Genomic DNA, 14,977 nt, shown 5'->3' with positions numbered 1-14,977 from the left:
GCTCGCAACCGGGCGAGCGCCGCCCGATTCCATCAGATGAGCAAGAAGAGGCGTTAAAATGGCGAAGGCAAAGTTTGAGCGGAACAAGCCGCACTGCAACATCGGCACCATCGGTCACGTCGACCATGGCAAGACGTCGCTGACGGCGGCCATCACCAAGGTGCTGGCGAAGCATGGCGGCGGCGTTGCCGTCGACTTCGCGAACATCGACAAGGCGCCGGAAGAGCGCGAGCGCGGCATCACCATCTCGACCGCGCACGTCGAGTATGAGACCGACAAGCGCCACTATGCCCACGTCGACTGCCCGGGCCACGCCGACTATGTGAAGAACATGATCACCGGCGCGGCGCAGATGGACGGCGCGATCCTGGTGGTGTCGGCCGCCGACGGCCCGATGCCGCAGACCAAGGAGCACATCCTGCTCGCCAAGCAGGTCGGCGTTCCGACCATGGTGGTCTTCCTCAACAAGGTCGACCAGGTCGACGATCCCGAGCTGCTCGAGCTCGTCGAGCTCGAAATCCGCGAGGAGCTTTCGAAGCGCGACTTCGACGGCGACAACATTCCGATCGTGTCGGGCTCGGCGCTCGCCGCGCTCGAGGACCGCAACCCCGAAATCGGCGACGAGAAGATCCTCGAGCTGATGAAGGCGGTCGACGACTGGATCCCGCAGCCGGAGCGTCCGCTCGACAAGCCGTTCCTGATGCCGATCGAAGACGTGTTCTCGATCTCGGGCCGCGGCACCGTGGTCACCGGCCGCGTCGAGACCGGCGTCGTCAAGGTGGGTGAGGAAGTCGAGATCGTCGGCATCAAGGACACCAAGAAGACGACCGTCACCGGCGTCGAAATGTTCCGCAAGCTGCTCGACCAGGGCGAAGCGGGCGACAACATCGGCGCGCTGATCCGCGGCGTCGGCCGTGAGGAAGTCGAGCGTGGCCAGGTTCTGGCCAAGCCGGGTTCGGTCACGCCGCACACCGAGTTCCAGGCCGAGGTGTACGTCCTGTCGAAGGACGAGGGCGGCCGTCACACGCCGTTCTTCGCCAACTATCGTCCGCAGTTCTACTTCCGCACGACCGACGTGACGGGCGAAGTGCAGCTGCCGGAAGGCACCGAGATGGTCATGCCGGGCGACAACGTGTCGCTGGGCGTGAAGCTGATCGCGCCGATCGCGATGGACCAGGGCCTGCGCTTCGCGATCCGCGAAGGCGGCCGGACCGTCGGCGCGGGCGTCGTCGGCAACATCACCAAGTAAGGTTCGGCGCCTCCGGGCGCTGGACGATGAAAAGCCCGGTGCTTCCTTGCGAAGCGCCGGGCTTTTTGTTTCTGCACTCGCTGACTGCCGAGAAGCGCGGCAAATTTCGTCGATGTTCTCGAGAAGCGTATTTCAACGGGCCGCTGCGAACCTCAGTCGCCTACCTCGCGAAGGATGGTTGGCCGCCCTTTTTGCGAGCGCGATGTCTGCGGCTTCTGATATTGTTTTCTGGGCAACCGGCGAAAAGTTGACGACGGCGGCGATCGTGCCGGCAGTTCTCCTCGTGGCTGCTTCGCTGGCCGCGATTTACATTAGCACGCTCGGCATCATAGGTCGAAAGACGAGTTGGGCTGGCTATCTGCGCTTCGCCGGGATCAGCGCCGCGATGCTCGCCCCGCTCGGGGTCGTGCTTACGTTCGCGATCTCGACGAAGGCGGATTTTACCGAATCCGCTCGCGTGCTTGGATTGTTGCTGGGCCTTTTGATCTCTTTCTTTTTGGTAAGCCTTTTATCGTGCTGGCCTATTGCCCAGTCGCTCTCGGCCGCGTTTGTCTCTCCGGTACAAATATGGCGAAAAACACGAGGCCATCGCCTCTCGCTGATTACTGCTTCGCTTATATTGAATGGACTAAAGAGGGCCGACTTTATTCCAGAAATCGCGAAGGCGCAGGACGTCGTATCGGCTTCAGTCATTGCAATTGCTAATGGCCTTCTCAACGTGGTCGTGCTGGCCCTGACAGCGGCGGTTGCAGCAGCGGCTTGGGAATTGCAGCGCGAAACGGAGGCTGCCCGGCTTAGCGAATGACCGCACAGCTGACATCAACCTCGGCTCGTCGGCAATCCGCAATACCAAGGGGTTGATCTTCGCGCCGCTCGTCGGTAGAGGCGCCTCCAACGACGGGGATTCGTCCCCGTCCTGCAAATCATAGTCGAGGTCGTCCGACCCGGGGAACCGGGGTCAAACCGGGTGGCCTCTTTGTTTTCGGACCGGCAACGGTCCGTCGGCTCTTTCGCATCGGTAGGGACATGGAAACGCAGAATATCCGCATTCGCTTGAAAGCCTTCGATCACCGCGTGCTCGATCAGGCGACCGGCGACATCGCTGACACCGCTCGCCGCACCGGCGCGCTCATTCGCGGTCCCATCCCCCTGCCGACGCGCATCGAGAAGTTCACCGTCAACCGCTCGCCCCACGTCGACAAGAAGTCGCGCGAGCAGTTCGAGGTGCGCACCTACAAGCGGCTGCTCGACATCGTCCAGCCGACGCCCCAGACGGTCGACGCGCTGATGAAGCTCGATCTCGCCGCCGGGGTGGACGTCGAGATCAAACTGGCCTAAGGGCTGGCGCGCGGCGGTCGAATCGCTTCTTCGGCGATCCTGCTTCGCGAAAACCATAAGGGATACCGCGGTCGTCCTCCGGGACAACCGGCCTGCGTCCCCCGTCTCTCGCTAACGCGAGAATAGCCCGGCGGGGGCTCGCATCATTCAAATGGGCTGCATGCCTGTTCCGGCGACGGGGCAGGCCTCTGTGAGGAGCAACTGGTCATGCGCACTGGCGTGATCGCGAAGAAAATGGGAATGACCCGCCTGTTCCAGGCGGACGGGCGCCACGTGCCCGTCACCGTCCTCCAGCTGGAAGACGTTCAGGTCGTCGGCGTTCGCGAACAAGATCGCGACGGCTACACCGCCGTCACCCTCGGCGCCGGGAAGGCGAAGGCGAAGAACGTCGCCAAGCCGCAGCGCGCCGTCTTCGGCAAGGCCGAGGTCGAGCCCAAGGCGAAGGTCGTCGAGTTCCGCGTGGCCGAGGATGCACTCCTCGACGTCGGCGCGACCATCTCGGCCGACCACTTCGTCGCCGGCCAGAAGGTCGACATCCGCGGCGTGACGCAGGGCAAGGGCTTTGCCGGCGCGATGAAGCGCTGGGGCTTCGGCGGTCTGCGCGCGACCCACGGCGTGTCGGTCTCGCACCGCTCGCACGGTTCGACCGGCAACCGCCAGGACCCGGGCCGCGTGTTCAAGAACAAGAAGATGGCCGGGCACATGGGCGCGCGCAACCGCACCCAGCAGAACCTGGAAATCGTCCGTACCGACGCCGCCCGCGGGCTGCTGTTCGTCAAGGGCTCGGTCCCGGGCCACAAGGGCTCGTGGGTGACCGTCGCCGACGCGATCAAGCTGAGCCGTCACGACGAGGCGCCGTACCCGGCGGGCCTGTTCGACCCGAGGGCGAAGGCCCCGGTCGACGAAGCGCCGGCCGGCCTGGTCGACGATGCCGCGGTCCACGAGATTCCCGCGCTGCCGAGCGACGAGGAAGTCGCGGCGATCGCGGCCGAGCAGGAAGCGGGCGCGGAAGCGGCTGCTGCCGAGGCTGAGAACAACGATGCCGGTTCGGCCGACGCGGGCGACAAGCCTGCTGCCGACGAGAGCAAGGAAGGCTAAGCGATGAAGGTCAAGGTTCAGACCCTCGACGCCGGCAAGGGTGGCGATCTCGAGCTCAACGATGCCGTGTTCGGCGTCGAGCCGCGCGCCGACATCCTCCACCGCGTCATCACCTGGCAGCTGGTCAACCGCCGCGGCCCGGCGCGCGCCGCGCGCGAGCGCAGCGACGTTGCCCGCACCGGCAAGAAGTTCGGCAAGCAGAAGGGCGGCGGCACCGCCCGTCACGGCGATCGTCGCGCCCCGGTGTTCATCGGCGGCGGCAAGGCGCACGGCCCGCGGGCCCGCGTCTTCACCAGCTCGCTGAACAAGAAGGTCCGTGCGCTCGGGCTCAAGATGGCGCTGTCGGCGAAGGCCAAGGACGGCAGCCTGATCGTGCTCGACAACCTCGATCTCGGCAAGGAAGCCAAGACCAAGGCGCTGTCGGCCAAGCTCGGCAAGCTGGGCTTCGGCAAGACTGCGCTGGTGATCGACGGCGAGGCGCTCAACGTCGGTTTCGCCCGGGCGTCGTCGAACCTCGGCGCGATCAACCTGATGCCGGCGGCCGGGGCCAATGTGTACGACATCCTTCGCCACGAGACGCTGGTCCTGACCCGCGCCGCGGTCGAGAAGCTGGAGGCGCGCTTCGCCGTCACCGGAGGGGCTGAATAATGGCTAAGAAACCGCAGGCGGCGGCGATCGACAATCGCCACTACGACGTCATCGTCGCGCCGCACATCACCGAGAAGTCGACCCTGGTCAGCGAACAGAACGCCGTGGTGTTCAAGGTCGCCAAGACCGCGTCGAAGCCGCAGATCAAGGCGGCGATCGAGGCGCTGTTCAACGTCACCGTGACCGGCGTCAACACGATCGTCACCAAGGGCAAGACCAAGCGCTGGAAGGGCGAGGCCTACAAGCGCAGCGACGTCAAGAAGGCGATCATCCGCCTGAAGGACGGCGATTCCATCGATATCACGAGCGGGATCTAACCGATGGCACTCAAGCAATATAAGCCGACTTCGCCGTCGCGCCGCGGGCTCGTCCTCGTCGACAAGTCGGCGCTGTGGAAGGGCAAGCCGGTCAAGGCGCTGACCGAAGGCAAGCGCAAGACCGGTGGCCGCAACAACAAGGGCCACGTGACCTCGCGCGGGATCGCCGGCGGTCACAAGCAGAAGTATCGCATCATCGACTTCAAGCGTCGCACCTGGGACGTGACCGGCACGGTCGAGCGGATCGAATATGACCCGAACCGCTCGGCGTTCATCGCGCTGGTGACCTACGAGGGCGGCGAGCAGGCCTACATTCTCGCGCCGCAGCGGCTCGCGCCGGGCGACAAGGTCGTCGCGGGCAAGAAGGTCGACGTGAAGCCGGGCAACGCGATGGAGATCGGCCAGATGCCGGTCGGTACCATCGTCCACAACGTCGAGATGAAGCCGGGCAAGGGCGGCCAGATCGCCCGCGCCGCCGGGACCTATGTCCAGGTCGTCGGCCGCGACAAGGGGATGGTCATCGTCCGCCTCAACTCGGGCGAGCAGCGCTACATCCGTTCCGACTGCATGGCGACGGTCGGCGCGGTGTCGAACCCCGACAATGGCAACACCAACCTGGCGAAGGCCGGCCGCAATCGCTGGCTGGGCCGCCGTCCGCTGACCCGCGGCGTCGCCAAGAACCCGGTCGACCACCCGCACGGCGGTGGTGAAGGCCGGACCTCGGGCGGCCGTCACCCGGTCACTCCGTGGGGCAAGCCGACCAAGGGTGCCCGCACCCGTCACAACAAGGCGACCGACAAGTTCATCATCCGGTCGCGCCACGCGAGGAAGAAGTAATGGCTCGTTCCGTCTGGAAAGGTCCGTTCGTCGAGCTGTCGCTGCTGAAGAAGGCGGAGACCGCGCAGGACAAGGGTGGTCGCGCGCCGATCAAGACCTGGTCGCGCCGTTCGACGATCCTGCCGCAGTTCGTCGGCCTGACGTTCAACGTCTACAACGGCCGCAAGTTCGTGCCGGTCTCGGTCAACGAGGACATGGTCGGAATGAAGCTCGGCGAGTTCGCGCCGACCCGCTTCTTCCCCGGCCACGCCGCCGACAAGAAGGGTAAGCGCTGATGAGCAAGCCCAAGAGCCCCCGCAAGGTCGGCGACAAGGAAGCGCTGGCGACCGGCACGATGATTCGTGGCTCGGCGCGCAAGCTGAACCTCGTCGCGGGCCTGATCCGCGGCCGCAAGGTCGAGGAAGCGCTCAACATCCTCAAGTTCTCGCCGAAGGGCATGAGCGAGGATGTCTACAAGGTGCTGGCCTCGGCCGTCGCCAATGCCGAGAACAACCACAACCTCGACGTCGACGCGCTCGTCGTCAGCGAGGCGTCGGTCGGCAAGTCGATCTCGATGAAGCGTTTCGCGACGCGCGCCCGCGGCCGTTCGAGCCGGGTGGTCAAGCCGTTCTCGCGGCTCCGCGTCGTCGTTCGTGAGCAGGAAGAAGCCTAATGGGTAACAAATCGTCCGCGATCGGCCTTCGGCTTCAGATCAACCGCACCTGGGACAGCCGCTGGTACGCGGAAGGCCAGGACTACGGTCGTCTGCTGCTCGAGGATCTCAAGATCCGCAAGTACATCATGGCGAGCCTGCCGCAGGCCGCGATCTCGAAGGTCGTGATCGAGCGCCCGGCCAAGCTGTGCCGCATCTCCATCTATGCCGCGCGCCCCGGCGTGATCATCGGCAAGAAGGGCAGCGACATCGAGAAGCTGAAGTCGAAGCTCGCCAAGATGACGGGTTCGGATGTCAGCCTCAACATCGTCGAGATCCGCAAGCCGGAAGTCGACGCCCGCCTGGTGGCGCAGGGCATCTGCGACCAGCTCGAGCGTCGTATCGCCTTCCGCCGCGCGATGAAGCGCGCGGTGCAGTCGGCGATGCGCCTCGGCGCCGAGGGCATCCGGATCAACTGCGGTGGCCGTCTCGGCGGCGCCGAGATCGCGCGCTCGGAATGGTATCGCGAAGGCCGCGTTCCGCTGCACACGCTGCGCGGCAACGTCGACTATGCGGAAGCCCAGGCGCACACCGCCTACGGCGTCTGCGGGGTCAAGGTGTGGGTCTTCAAGGGCGAGATCCTCGGCCACGACCCGATGGCCCAGGATCGGCTTATGCTCGACGCGCAAACTTCGGGCGTTCGCCCGATGCGCGACGACCGGCGCTAAGGATTAGATCATGCTGCAACCCAAGCGCACCAAATTCCGCAAGGCCTTCAAGGGCCGCATCCACGGCAATGCCAAGGGCGGGACCGAGCTCAACTTCGGCGCCTTCGGCCTGAAGGCGATGGAGCCCGAGCGGATCACCGCGCGCCAGATCGAGGCGGCCCGCCGCGCGATCACGCGTCACATCCGTCGCCAGGGCCGTCTCTGGATCCGCATCTTCCCCGACCTCCCGGTCTCGTCGAAGCCCGCCGAAGTCCGCATGGGCTCGGGCAAGGGCGCGCCCGAGTTCTGGGTCGCGCGGGTCAAGCCCGGCCGCATCCTGTTCGAACTCGACGGCGTCCCCGGCCCGCTCGCCAAGGTCGCGTTCGAGCGCGCCGCGGAGAAGCTGCCGATCAAGGTCAAGGTGGTCGCCCGCCTTGGCGAAACGATGGTCGAGGAGGACTAAGCCATGGCCAAGAAGGAAAACCTTTCGGTCACCAGCGACGACCAGCTCGCCACCCAGCTTTCGGAGCTGAAGCGCGAACAGTTCAACCTGCGCTTCCAGTCCGCGACCAACCAGCTCGAGAAGCCGTCGCGGGTCAAGGAAGTGCGCCGCACCATCGCCCGGATCAAGACGCTGCAATCCGCCCGCGCGCGTGAAGCGGCCAAGGCGTAAGGGAGTATAGGAAGATGCCCAAGCGCGTCCTCACCGGCACCGTGGTGTCGGACAAGGGAGACAAGACCGTGGTGGTCCGCGTCGAGCGGCGGGTGAAGCACCCGCTGTACGGCAAGATCATCAAGCTGTCGAAGAAGTATCACGCTCACGACGAAGGCAATGCCTACAAGTCGGGCGAGCAGGTGCGCATCGAAGAGTGCGCCCCGGTCTCGAAGCTCAAGACCTGGACCGTGGTGGAGCGCGTCGGCGCCGCCCCGATCGAGGCCCACGAGTATGACGAGAACGCCGTGAGCAAGCCGGCCGACGAGGCCGCTGCGCCGAAGAAGGCGACCAAGGGCAAGGCCAAGAAGGCCGAGCCGGCGGACGCCACCCCTGAAACCACCGAAGCCTAAGGAAGGACTGACCCATGATCCAGATGCAGTCCAACCTCGAGGTCGCCGACAACTCGGGCGCCAAGCGCGTCCAGTGCATCAAGGTGCTCGGCGGATCCAAGCGCCGGGTGGCCGGCGTGGGCGACATCATCGTCGTCTCCGTCAAGGAAGCGCAGCCGCGCGGCCGCGTGAAGAAGGGCGACGTTCACCGCGCGGTGATCGTGCGGACCGCCAAGGACATCCGCCGTCCCGACGGCTCGGTGATCCGGTTCGACACGAACGCTGCGGTGCTGGTCAACAAGAACGAGGAGCCGATCGGCACCCGTATCTTCGGCCCGGTGGTCCGCGAGCTTCGCGCCAAGAAGCACATGAAGATCATTTCGCTCGCGCCGGAGGTGCTGTAATGTCCGCCGCCAAGATCAAGAAGGGCGACAAGGTCGTCGTCCTGTCCGGCAAGGACAAGGGCCGCACCGGCGAGATCGCCAAGGTGCTGACCAAGGACGCCAAGGTGATCGTCAGCGGCGTCAACGTCGCGGCGCGTCACAAGAAGGCGACCCAGGCCAACCCGCAGAGCGGGATCGAGCGCAAGGAAGCGCCGCTGCACATCTCGAAGGTCGCGCTGGTCGACCCGAAGGACGGCAAGGCGACCCGCGTCCGGTTCGAAACCGGCAAGGACGGCAAGAAGGTCCGCGTTTCGGCGCGCACCGGGGAGAAGATCGATGGCTGAGCAGGCTTACACGCCTCGCCTGAAGCAGGACTATAACGAGCGCATCGCCAAGGCGATGACCGAGAAGTTCGGCTACAAGAACGCGCTCGAGGTGCCCAAGCTCGAGAAGATCGTGATCAACATGGGCGTCGGCGAGGCGACCCAGGACAAGAAGAAGGTCGAGCAGGCCGCCGCCGAGATGGAAAAGATCGCGGGCCAGAAGCCGGTGATCAACAAGGCGAAGAAGTCGATCGCGCAGTTCAAGCTGCGCGAGGGCATGCCGATCGGGTGCAAGGTCACGCTTCGCCGCGAGCGGATGTACGAGTTCCTCGACCGTCTCGTGACGATCGCGCTGCCGCGCGTTCGCGACTTCCGCGGGCTCAACCCCAAGTCGTTCGACGGCCGCGGCAACTATGCGATGGGTCTCAAGGAGCAGATCGTGTTCCCCGAGATCAACTATGACCAGATCGACAAGGTCCGGGGCATGGACATCATCATCACCACCACCGCGAAGACCGACGAAGAGGCGCGCGAACTGCTGCGCCTGTTCAACTTCCCCTTCCCGGCGGCCGAACAGAAAGAAGCCGCGTAAGCGGCGCTGGAGAACTTAAGTCATGGCGAAACTGAGTTCCGTGAACAAGAACGAGCACCGTCGCAAGCTGGTCGCCAAGACCGCTGCGAAGCTCGAGAAACTGAAGGCGAAGGCGAACGACAAGTCGCTCGACGAGACCGAGCGTCTCATCGCGCGGCTGAAGATGGCCGAGCTGCCGCGCAACGGCAACCCGACCCGCATTCGCAACCGCTGCGAGCTGACCGGACGGTCGCGCGGCTATTATCGCAAGTTCCGCCTGTCGCGGATCATGCTTCGGGAACTGGGCAACAAGGGCCTGATTCCCGGTCTCACCAAGTCGAGCTGGTAAGGACAGCGTATGGCGATGACCGATCCCCTGGGTGATATGCTCACCCGCATCCGCAACGGCCAGCAGGCGAAGAAGGACAGTGTCCTGACGCCGGCGTCGAAGCTTCGCGCCCACGTCTGTGACGTGCTCCAGCGCGAGGGCTTCATTCGCGGCTACAGCGAGGAAGAGCTTGCCGGCCAGAAGGGCCTGCGCATCGAGCTCAAATATTTCGAGGGCCAGCCGGCGATCCAGCACCTGGCCCGCGTCTCGAAGCCGGGCCGCCGCGTCTATTCGGGCAGCAAGGAGCTGCCGCGGATCCGCAACGGCCTTGGCATCACCATCGTCTCGACGCCGCGCGGCGTGCTCAGCGATGCTGAAGCGCGCGAGCATAACGTCGGTGGCGAAGTGCTGGCGGAGGTGTTCTGATGAGCCGCATCGGTAAGAAGCCGGTCGCGCTGCCGAGTGGCGTCACCGCCACGATCGACGGGTCGACCATGACCGTGAAGGGTCCGAAGGGCACGCTCAGCATGCCGCTGATGGACGACCTCGTCTCGTACAAGGTCGAGGACGGCCAGGTCGCGGTCCAGCCGCTGACCCAGGCGCAGCGCAACCGCGCCGCGTGGGGGATGCAGCGGACCAACGTCCAGAACCTCGTCACCGGGGTGACCGAGGGCTTCACCAAGGTGCTCGAGATCACCGGCGTCGGCTACCGTGCCAACGCGCAGGGCAAGACGCTCAAGCTGCAGCTCGGCTACAGCCACGACGTCAACGTCGCGGTGCCCGACGGGCTCGAGGTCAAGACCCCGGACAACACCACCGTCGAGATCAGCGGCATCGACCGGCAGAAGGTCGGGCAGCTGGCCGCCGAAATCCGCCGCTGGCGCAAGCCGGAGCCCTACAAGGGCAAGGGTATCAAGTATCGCGGCGAGTTCATCTTCCGCAAAGAAGGCAAGAAGAAGTAAGCCATGGCGAAACTCTCTCTCTTCGATCGCCGCCGCCGCCGGGTTCGCACCGCGCTGCGCGCACGCGCCTCGGGCAAGCCGCGGCTGTCGGTTCACCGCTCGGGCCGTCACATCTATGCGCAGGTCATCGACGATGCCGCGGGCAAGACGATCGTCTCCGCCTCGAGCCTCGACAAGGACCTCAAGAAGGACGGCGGCGCGACCCGCGATGCCGCCAGCAGCGTCGGCAAGGCGCTGGCCGAAAAGGCCAAGAAGGCCGGCGTCGACAAGGTCGTGTTCGACCGCGGCGGTTTCCTGTTCCATGGCCGCGTCAAGGCGCTGGCCGATGCCGCCCGCGACGGCGGACTGGAGTTCTAAATGGCTGATGAAAACCAAACCCCGGTGGCCGACCAGACCGCCCCCGAAGCTACCTCGACCGAGGGCGCGCCGGCCGAGCAGCAGCGCGACGCGCGCGGCCCGCGCGGCGGCCGTGGCCGTGGCGGTCCCGGTGGCGGGCGCGGCGGCCGTGACGGCAATCGCGGGCGTCGCGACGACCGTCGTGGCAACCGCGACGAGGACGGCGGCGAAGAGCTGATCGAGAAGCTGGTTCACATCAACCGCGTCTCGAAGACCGTGAAGGGCGGCAAGCGCTTCGGCTTCGCCGCGCTGGTCGTGGTCGGCGACGGCAAGGGCCGCGCCGGTTTCGGTCACGGCAAGGCGCGCGAAGTGCCCGAAGCCATCTCGAAGGCCACCGCGGCCGCGAAGAAGGCGATGGTCCGCGTTCCGCTGAAGGACGGGCGCACGCTCCATCATGACGGGCTCGGCCATTTCGGCGCGGGTCGCGTGACGCTCCGCACTGCCCCGGCGGGGACCGGCATCATCGCCGGCGGCCCGATGCGTGCGGTGTTCGAGAGCCTCGGCGTCCACGACGTGGTGACCAAGTCGGTCGGCACCTCGAACCCCTACAACATGATCCGCGCGACCTTCGAGGCGCTCAAGGACCAGACGAGCCCGCGCTCGGTGGCCCAGCGTCGCGGCAAGAAGGTCAGCGACCTGCTTGGTCGCGGCGGGATGGACAAGGCCGAGGCCGAAGCCACCGCCGACGCGGTGACGGAGTAAGCGACATGGCCAAGATCAAGATCACCCAGACCGGTTCGCCGATCCGCCGCGACAAGACCCAGCGCGCGACGCTGGTCGGTCTCGGCCTCAACAAGATGCACCGCACCGTTGAAGTGGAGGAGACCCCCGAGGTCGCCGGCCAGGTCAAGAAGGTGGCGCACCTGGTGAGCGTCGAACGCTAATATCCAAGACCGGGCATCGGCCCACGCGCGACAAAAGCGAAAGCGAGTGCAATCATGAAGCTGAACGAAATCAAGGACAATGCCGGCGCCCGCAAGGGCCGGGTGCGCGTCGGGCGCGGCATCGGGTCGGGCCTGGGCAAGACCTCGGGCCGCGGTCAGAAGGGCCAGAAGAGCCGCAGCGGCGTCGCCGTCAAGGGCTTCGAAGGCGGGCAGATGCCGCTCCACATGCGGCTGCCGAAGCGCGGTTTCAACAACATCTTCGCCAAGGATTACGCCGAGGTGAACCTGGGCCAGATCCAGAAGCTGATCGACGCCAAGACGCTCGACGGCCAGGGCACGCTCGACCATGACGCGCTCAAGGCGGCGGGCATCGCGCGCGGCGGCAAGGACGGCGTCCGGCTGCTCGGCAAGGGCACGCTGACTGCCAAGCTCAGCTTCAAGGTTGCCGGCGCGTCGAAGTCGGCGATCGAGGCGGTCGAAAAGGCCGGCGGCAAGGTCGAGCTGATCGAGCGCAAGGATCCGGCCGCGCTGGCCGCCGCGAAGAAGGGCAAGACCCGCGACGCGCGGCTCGAGGCGAAGGCCAAGAAGGCGAAGGCGTAACCTTCGCCTCGCCGCATGAAGGGCTTCGCAAGCGCCCTTCCGTGACTATATCGGGCGGCGGGGGGTCTTTCGGGGCCATCCGCCGCTTTTCTTCTGCGCAGGATTGATCGATGGCATCGGCAGCCGAACAACTGGCATCCAATATTTCGCTCGGCAGCTTTTCGAAGGCCACCGAGCTCAAGAAGCGGCTGTGGTTCACCCTCGGCGCGCTGATCCTGTTCCGACTGCTGTCGTTCGTCCCGATCCCCGGCATCGACCCGCACGCCATGGCCGCGCTGTACGAGACGCAGTCGGGCGGCGTGCTCGACTTCTTCAACACCTTTTCGGGCGGCGCGCTGCAGCGCATGTCGATCGTCGCGCTGGGGGTGATGCCGTACATCACCGCCTCGATCGTGGTGCAGCTCGGCTCCTCGCTCTACGGCCCGTGGGCGACGCTCAAGAAAGAAGGCGAAACGGGGCGCAAGAAGCTCAACCAGTACACCCGCTACCTCACCGTGCTGCTGGTGATGGTGCAGGGCTATTTCATCGCCACCGGGCTCGAAGGCCTCGCCGCAAAGCAGGGCATTTCGGCGGTGGTCGAGCCGGGGATGCTGTTCCGCCTGTCGGCGACGATCAGCCTCATCGGGGGCACGCTGTTCCTGATGTGGATCGGCGAGCAGATCACCAGCCGCGGGATCGGCAACGGGGTGTCGCTGATCATCATGGCGGGCATCGTCGCGCGGCTTCCGCAGGGCATCGGCCAGCTGCTCGAAAGCGGGCGGAGCGGGGCGATGGACCCGTTCCTGATCATCACCATCGCGGTGCTGGCCTTCGCGCTGATCCTGTTCATCTGCTTCATGGAGCGGGCGCAGCGGCGCGTGCTGATCCAGTACCCCAAGCGCCAGACCGCGCGCGGGATGATGCAGCCCGAGCGCAGCCATTTGCCGCTGAAGCTCAACACCGCGGGCGTGATCCCGCCGATCTTCGCCTCGTCGCTGCTGCTGCTGCCGATCACCATCCTCCAGATGGCGGGCGCGCGAAGCCAGGCCGGGTCGAAGAGCAGCGAGCTGCTGATCACCCTGTCGACCTATCTCCAGCATGGCTCGCCGCTGTTCATGGTGCTCTATGCGGCGGGGATCATCTTCTTCGCCTTTTTCTACACCGCGGTGCAGTTCAACAGCGAGGAGACCGCCGAGAACCTCAAGAAGCACGGCGGCTTCATCCCCGGCATCCGCCCGGGCAAGGCGACCGAGAATTATTTCGATTACCTGCTCAACCGGATCACGGTGATCGGTGCCGCCTACCTCACCGTCATCTGCCTGATCCCCGAGATCATCTCGAACCAGATGGGGCTGACCAACCTCCGGCTCGGCGGCACCAGCCTGCTGATCGTCGTCAACGTGACGATGGACACGGTAAGCCAGATCCAGAGCCACTTGATCGCGCATCAATATGGCGATCTGATCAAGAAGGCGAAGCTCAAGACGGGCAAGCGCCGCTAAGGGTCGTCACTAGTCAGGGGCATCGCCGTGGACATCATCCTGTTGGGACCGCCGGGCGCGGGCAAAGGCACCCAGGCCGAGCGGCTGGTGGCCGAACATGGCATGGTCCAGCTGTCGACCGGCGACATGCTCCGCGAAGCGCGCAAGGCCGACAGCGACCTCGGGCGGCAGGTGGCGGCGGTGATGGATTCGGGCGCGCTGGTCAGCGACGACATCGTCTCGGCGCTGATCGACGAGCGGCTGTCGCGGATGGACGCGGGCGAGGGCGCGATCTTCGACGGCTATCCGCGCACGCTCGCGCAGGCCCAGGCGCTCGACGCGATCCTCGCCGCGCGCGGACGCGAGATCGACCATGTGGTCGAACTTGTGGTCGACGAGGACGCGCTGGTCGAACGGATCACCGGCCGCTTCAGCTGCGCCAGGTGCGGTGCCCCCTATCACGACAATTTCAAGCAGCCGAAGGTCGCGGGCACCTGCGACGTGTGCGGCGCCCACGAATTCGTCCGCCGGCCCGACGACAATGCCGAGACGGTACGCAAGCGGATGGCCGAATATCGCGCCAAGACCGCGCCGATCCTGCCCTATTATGAGGCAAAAGGCCTGATCGCGCGCGTCGACGGGATGGGTTCGCCCGCCGACGTCACCGCCGCGATCGACGCGATCCTCGGCGAATAGGCAGCCCGCGTCAGTCGGCGCGGTCGAGCGTCACGTAGCGATAGGCCGGGGTCTCGGCGGTCGCCTCATGGTCCTCGCACGCCACTTCGCGCCACCGCTCGGACGCGCGCAGGTCGGGCATGGTGACGTCGCCGTCGACCTCGGCCAGCACCTCGGTCAACTCGATCCGGTCGGCGCGCGGCTCGAATTCCTCGAACACCACCGCGCCGCCGATCACCGACACCGCCCCGTCCCCGGCGAGCGCCAGCGCCTCGTCGACCGACCGCGCGACCTCGACCCCGGGGTGCGACCAGGCCGGGTCGCGGGTCATGACGATATGGCGGCGACCGGGAAGCAGGCCGGGCAGGCTGTCGAACGTCTTGCGCCCCATGATCAGAGCGCTGCCCATCGTCAGCGCCTTGAACCGCCTGAGGTCGGCGGGGATGTGCCACGGCAAGGCGCCGTCGCGGCCGATGACGCCGTTGATCGCGCGGGCGAGGAGGAGGGTGATCGCCATGCCAAGGCG

25 protein-coding genes and 1 pseudogene are annotated in these 14,977 nt (G+C 65.9%); 25 read left to right on the top strand and 1 reads right to left on the bottom strand.

All coding sequences use genetic code 11. From position 1 onward, the window contains the following. Window positions 1-58: 58 nt before the first annotated feature. From tuf to ABDK56_RS04825, 25 genes and pseudogenes are all read left to right on the top strand, one after another. On the top strand, window positions 59-1,249 hold the full coding sequence (gene tuf, locus ABDK56_RS04945; protein ID WP_349807025.1) for an elongation factor Tu: 1,191 nt from the start codon (window positions 59-61) through the stop codon (window positions 1,247-1,249). A 178-nt stretch (window positions 1,250-1,427) separates the two neighbouring features. Continuing rightward, window positions 1,428-2,054, top strand: a complete 627-nt coding sequence (locus tag ABDK56_RS04940) for a hypothetical protein (protein ID WP_349807024.1) — start codon at window positions 1,428-1,430, stop codon at window positions 2,052-2,054. A gap of 221 nt (window positions 2,055-2,275) precedes the next feature. Further along, window positions 2,276-2,587, top strand: a complete 312-nt coding sequence (gene rpsJ, locus ABDK56_RS04935) for a 30S ribosomal protein S10 (protein WP_028969184.1) — start codon at window positions 2,276-2,278, stop codon at window positions 2,585-2,587. Between the two features lie 207 nt (window positions 2,588-2,794). Continuing rightward, entirely contained in the window at window positions 2,795-3,685 is an 891-nt protein-coding gene (gene rplC, locus ABDK56_RS04930; RefSeq protein ID WP_349807023.1) for a 50S ribosomal protein L3, read from the top strand. A 3-nt stretch (window positions 3,686-3,688) separates the two neighbouring features. Then, window positions 3,689-4,333 carry a 50S ribosomal protein L4 gene (rplD, locus tag ABDK56_RS04925; protein WP_349807022.1) on the top strand — a complete coding sequence of 215 codons (645 nt, stop codon included), beginning with the start codon at window positions 3,689-3,691 and terminating at the stop codon, window positions 4,331-4,333. Continuing rightward, window positions 4,333-4,650 carry a 50S ribosomal protein L23 gene (locus ABDK56_RS04920; protein ID WP_349807021.1) on the top strand — a complete coding sequence of 106 codons (318 nt, stop codon included), beginning with the start codon at window positions 4,333-4,335 and terminating at the stop codon, window positions 4,648-4,650. Before rplD ends, ABDK56_RS04920 begins: the two co-directional genes overlap by 1 nt. 3 nt (window positions 4,651-4,653) lie before the next feature. Continuing rightward, window positions 4,654-5,487, top strand: coding sequence for a 50S ribosomal protein L2 (gene rplB, locus ABDK56_RS04915; protein WP_349807020.1), 834 nt, complete (start codon window positions 4,654-4,656; stop codon window positions 5,485-5,487). Continuing rightward, window positions 5,487-5,762, top strand: a complete 276-nt coding sequence (gene rpsS / locus ABDK56_RS04910; RefSeq protein ID WP_349807019.1) for a 30S ribosomal protein S19 — start codon at window positions 5,487-5,489, stop codon at window positions 5,760-5,762. The genes rplB and rpsS overlap by 1 nt, the downstream gene beginning before the upstream one ends. Continuing rightward, the gene (gene rplV, locus ABDK56_RS04905) at window positions 5,762-6,139 is read left to right on the top strand and encodes a 50S ribosomal protein L22 (protein WP_349807018.1); all 378 of its coding nucleotides are present in this window, start codon (window positions 5,762-5,764) and stop codon (window positions 6,137-6,139) included. Before rpsS ends, rplV begins: the two co-directional genes overlap by 1 nt. After that, a complete protein-coding gene (rpsC, locus tag ABDK56_RS04900) occupies window positions 6,139-6,846 on the top strand; it encodes a 30S ribosomal protein S3 (RefSeq protein ID WP_349807017.1) in 708 nt (235 codons plus the stop codon). The genes rplV and rpsC overlap by 1 nt, the downstream gene beginning before the upstream one ends. 10 nt (window positions 6,847-6,856) lie before the next feature. Then, the gene (gene rplP, locus ABDK56_RS04895) at window positions 6,857-7,288 is read left to right on the top strand and encodes a 50S ribosomal protein L16 (RefSeq protein WP_349807016.1); all 432 of its coding nucleotides are present in this window, start codon (window positions 6,857-6,859) and stop codon (window positions 7,286-7,288) included. 3 nt (window positions 7,289-7,291) lie between these two features. Continuing rightward, window positions 7,292-7,498 carry a 50S ribosomal protein L29 gene (gene rpmC / locus ABDK56_RS04890; protein ID WP_349807015.1) on the top strand — a complete coding sequence of 69 codons (207 nt, stop codon included), beginning with the start codon at window positions 7,292-7,294 and terminating at the stop codon, window positions 7,496-7,498. Window positions 7,499-7,512: 14 nt separating this feature from the next. Beyond that, window positions 7,513-7,752: pseudogene (gene rpsQ / locus ABDK56_RS04885) on the top strand (30S ribosomal protein S17); the annotation flags it as partial. Window positions 7,753-7,904: 152 nt separating this feature from the next. Beyond that, a complete protein-coding gene (rplN, locus tag ABDK56_RS04880) occupies window positions 7,905-8,273 on the top strand; it encodes a 50S ribosomal protein L14 (RefSeq protein ID WP_187541373.1) in 369 nt (122 codons plus the stop codon). Beyond that, window positions 8,273-8,596, top strand: a complete 324-nt coding sequence (gene rplX / locus ABDK56_RS04875) for a 50S ribosomal protein L24 (RefSeq protein ID WP_349807014.1) — start codon at window positions 8,273-8,275, stop codon at window positions 8,594-8,596. The genes rplN and rplX overlap by 1 nt, the downstream gene beginning before the upstream one ends. After that, window positions 8,589-9,167, top strand: coding sequence for a 50S ribosomal protein L5 (rplE, locus tag ABDK56_RS04870; RefSeq protein ID WP_349807013.1), 579 nt, complete (start codon window positions 8,589-8,591; stop codon window positions 9,165-9,167). The genes rplX and rplE overlap by 8 nt, the downstream gene beginning before the upstream one ends. Window positions 9,168-9,189: 22 nt before the next feature. Continuing rightward, window positions 9,190-9,495, top strand: a complete 306-nt coding sequence (gene rpsN / locus ABDK56_RS04865) for a 30S ribosomal protein S14 (protein ID WP_349807012.1) — start codon at window positions 9,190-9,192, stop codon at window positions 9,493-9,495. A gap of 9 nt (window positions 9,496-9,504) precedes the next feature. Continuing rightward, complete coding sequence (gene rpsH, locus ABDK56_RS04860) at window positions 9,505-9,900, top strand: 30S ribosomal protein S8 (protein WP_349807011.1); 396 nt, start codon at window positions 9,505-9,507, stop codon at window positions 9,898-9,900. Then, a complete protein-coding gene (gene rplF / locus ABDK56_RS04855) occupies window positions 9,900-10,436 on the top strand; it encodes a 50S ribosomal protein L6 (protein ID WP_349807010.1) in 537 nt (178 codons plus the stop codon). The genes rpsH and rplF overlap by 1 nt, the downstream gene beginning before the upstream one ends. 3 nt (window positions 10,437-10,439) lie before the next feature. Continuing rightward, complete coding sequence (gene rplR / locus ABDK56_RS04850) at window positions 10,440-10,793, top strand: 50S ribosomal protein L18 (protein WP_349807009.1); 354 nt, start codon at window positions 10,440-10,442, stop codon at window positions 10,791-10,793. Then, window positions 10,794-11,534 (top strand): 30S ribosomal protein S5, encoded by a 741-nt coding sequence (rpsE, locus tag ABDK56_RS04845; protein WP_349807008.1) that lies wholly within the window; start codon window positions 10,794-10,796, stop codon window positions 11,532-11,534. 5 nt (window positions 11,535-11,539) lie between these two features. Continuing rightward, a complete protein-coding gene (gene rpmD / locus ABDK56_RS04840; protein WP_349807007.1) occupies window positions 11,540-11,716 on the top strand; it encodes a 50S ribosomal protein L30 in 177 nt (58 codons plus the stop codon). Window positions 11,717-11,770: 54 nt separating this feature from the next. After that, the gene (gene rplO / locus ABDK56_RS04835; RefSeq protein WP_349807006.1) at window positions 11,771-12,316 is read left to right on the top strand and encodes a 50S ribosomal protein L15; all 546 of its coding nucleotides are present in this window, start codon (window positions 11,771-11,773) and stop codon (window positions 12,314-12,316) included. A gap of 110 nt (window positions 12,317-12,426) precedes the next feature. Beyond that, window positions 12,427-13,797 (top strand): preprotein translocase subunit SecY, encoded by a 1,371-nt coding sequence (secY, locus tag ABDK56_RS04830; RefSeq protein WP_349807005.1) that lies wholly within the window; start codon window positions 12,427-12,429, stop codon window positions 13,795-13,797. Window positions 13,798-13,824: 27 nt separating this feature from the next. Further along, on the top strand, window positions 13,825-14,472 hold the full coding sequence (locus ABDK56_RS04825; protein ID WP_349807004.1) for an adenylate kinase: 648 nt from the start codon (window positions 13,825-13,827) through the stop codon (window positions 14,470-14,472). Window positions 14,473-14,482: 10 nt separating this feature from the next. On the opposite strand, the gene ABDK56_RS04820 is transcribed toward ABDK56_RS04825, so the two are convergent. Next, window positions 14,483-14,968, bottom strand: a complete 486-nt coding sequence (locus ABDK56_RS04820) for a dihydrofolate reductase (RefSeq protein ID WP_349807003.1) — start codon at window positions 14,966-14,968, stop codon at window positions 14,483-14,485. Window positions 14,969-14,977: the final 9 nt, after the last annotated feature.

This window comes from Sphingomonas sp. ASV193 (genome assembly GCF_040203355.1).
Taxonomy (GTDB): Bacteria; Pseudomonadota; Alphaproteobacteria; order Sphingomonadales; family Sphingomonadaceae; genus Sphingomicrobium.
The sequence above is the reverse complement of the archived record's forward strand: the minus strand, read 5'-3'. Positions and strand labels throughout refer to the sequence as shown.

Excerpts from the sequence above, each read along its gene's own strand:
- tuf (WP_349807025.1), top strand. The coding sequence starts at position 59 with ATGGCGAAGGCAAAGTTTGAGCGGAACAAGCCGCACTGCAACATCGGC.
- rpsJ (WP_028969184.1), top strand. The coding sequence starts at position 2,276 with ATGGAAACGCAGAATATCCGCATTCGCTTGAAAGCCTTCGATCACCGC.
- rplC (WP_349807023.1), top strand. The coding sequence starts at position 2,795 with ATGCGCACTGGCGTGATCGCGAAGAAAATGGGAATGACCCGCCTGTTC.
- rplD (WP_349807022.1), top strand. The coding sequence starts at position 3,689 with ATGAAGGTCAAGGTTCAGACCCTCGACGCCGGCAAGGGTGGCGATCTC.
- ABDK56_RS04920 (WP_349807021.1), top strand. The coding sequence starts at position 4,333 with ATGGCTAAGAAACCGCAGGCGGCGGCGATCGACAATCGCCACTACGAC.
- rplB (WP_349807020.1), top strand. The coding sequence starts at position 4,654 with ATGGCACTCAAGCAATATAAGCCGACTTCGCCGTCGCGCCGCGGGCTC.
- rpsS (WP_349807019.1), top strand. The coding sequence starts at position 5,487 with ATGGCTCGTTCCGTCTGGAAAGGTCCGTTCGTCGAGCTGTCGCTGCTG.
- rplV (WP_349807018.1), top strand. The coding sequence starts at position 5,762 with ATGAGCAAGCCCAAGAGCCCCCGCAAGGTCGGCGACAAGGAAGCGCTG.
- rpsC (WP_349807017.1), top strand. The coding sequence starts at position 6,139 with ATGGGTAACAAATCGTCCGCGATCGGCCTTCGGCTTCAGATCAACCGC.
- rplP (WP_349807016.1), top strand. The coding sequence starts at position 6,857 with ATGCTGCAACCCAAGCGCACCAAATTCCGCAAGGCCTTCAAGGGCCGC.
- rpmC (WP_349807015.1), top strand. The coding sequence starts at position 7,292 with ATGGCCAAGAAGGAAAACCTTTCGGTCACCAGCGACGACCAGCTCGCC.
- rplN (WP_187541373.1), top strand. The coding sequence starts at position 7,905 with ATGATCCAGATGCAGTCCAACCTCGAGGTCGCCGACAACTCGGGCGCC.
- rplX (WP_349807014.1), top strand. The coding sequence starts at position 8,273 with ATGTCCGCCGCCAAGATCAAGAAGGGCGACAAGGTCGTCGTCCTGTCC.
- rplE (WP_349807013.1), top strand. The coding sequence starts at position 8,589 with ATGGCTGAGCAGGCTTACACGCCTCGCCTGAAGCAGGACTATAACGAG.
- rpsN (WP_349807012.1), top strand. The coding sequence starts at position 9,190 with ATGGCGAAACTGAGTTCCGTGAACAAGAACGAGCACCGTCGCAAGCTG.
- rpsH (WP_349807011.1), top strand. The coding sequence starts at position 9,505 with ATGGCGATGACCGATCCCCTGGGTGATATGCTCACCCGCATCCGCAAC.
- rplF (WP_349807010.1), top strand. The coding sequence starts at position 9,900 with ATGAGCCGCATCGGTAAGAAGCCGGTCGCGCTGCCGAGTGGCGTCACC.
- rplR (WP_349807009.1), top strand. The coding sequence starts at position 10,440 with ATGGCGAAACTCTCTCTCTTCGATCGCCGCCGCCGCCGGGTTCGCACC.
- rpsE (WP_349807008.1), top strand. The coding sequence starts at position 10,794 with ATGGCTGATGAAAACCAAACCCCGGTGGCCGACCAGACCGCCCCCGAA.
- rpmD (WP_349807007.1), top strand. The coding sequence starts at position 11,540 with ATGGCCAAGATCAAGATCACCCAGACCGGTTCGCCGATCCGCCGCGAC.
- rplO (WP_349807006.1), top strand. The coding sequence starts at position 11,771 with ATGAAGCTGAACGAAATCAAGGACAATGCCGGCGCCCGCAAGGGCCGG.
- secY (WP_349807005.1), top strand. The coding sequence starts at position 12,427 with ATGGCATCGGCAGCCGAACAACTGGCATCCAATATTTCGCTCGGCAGC.
- ABDK56_RS04820 (WP_349807003.1), bottom strand. The coding sequence starts at position 14,968 with ATGGCGATCACCCTCCTCCTCGCCCGCGCGATCAACGGCGTCATCGGC.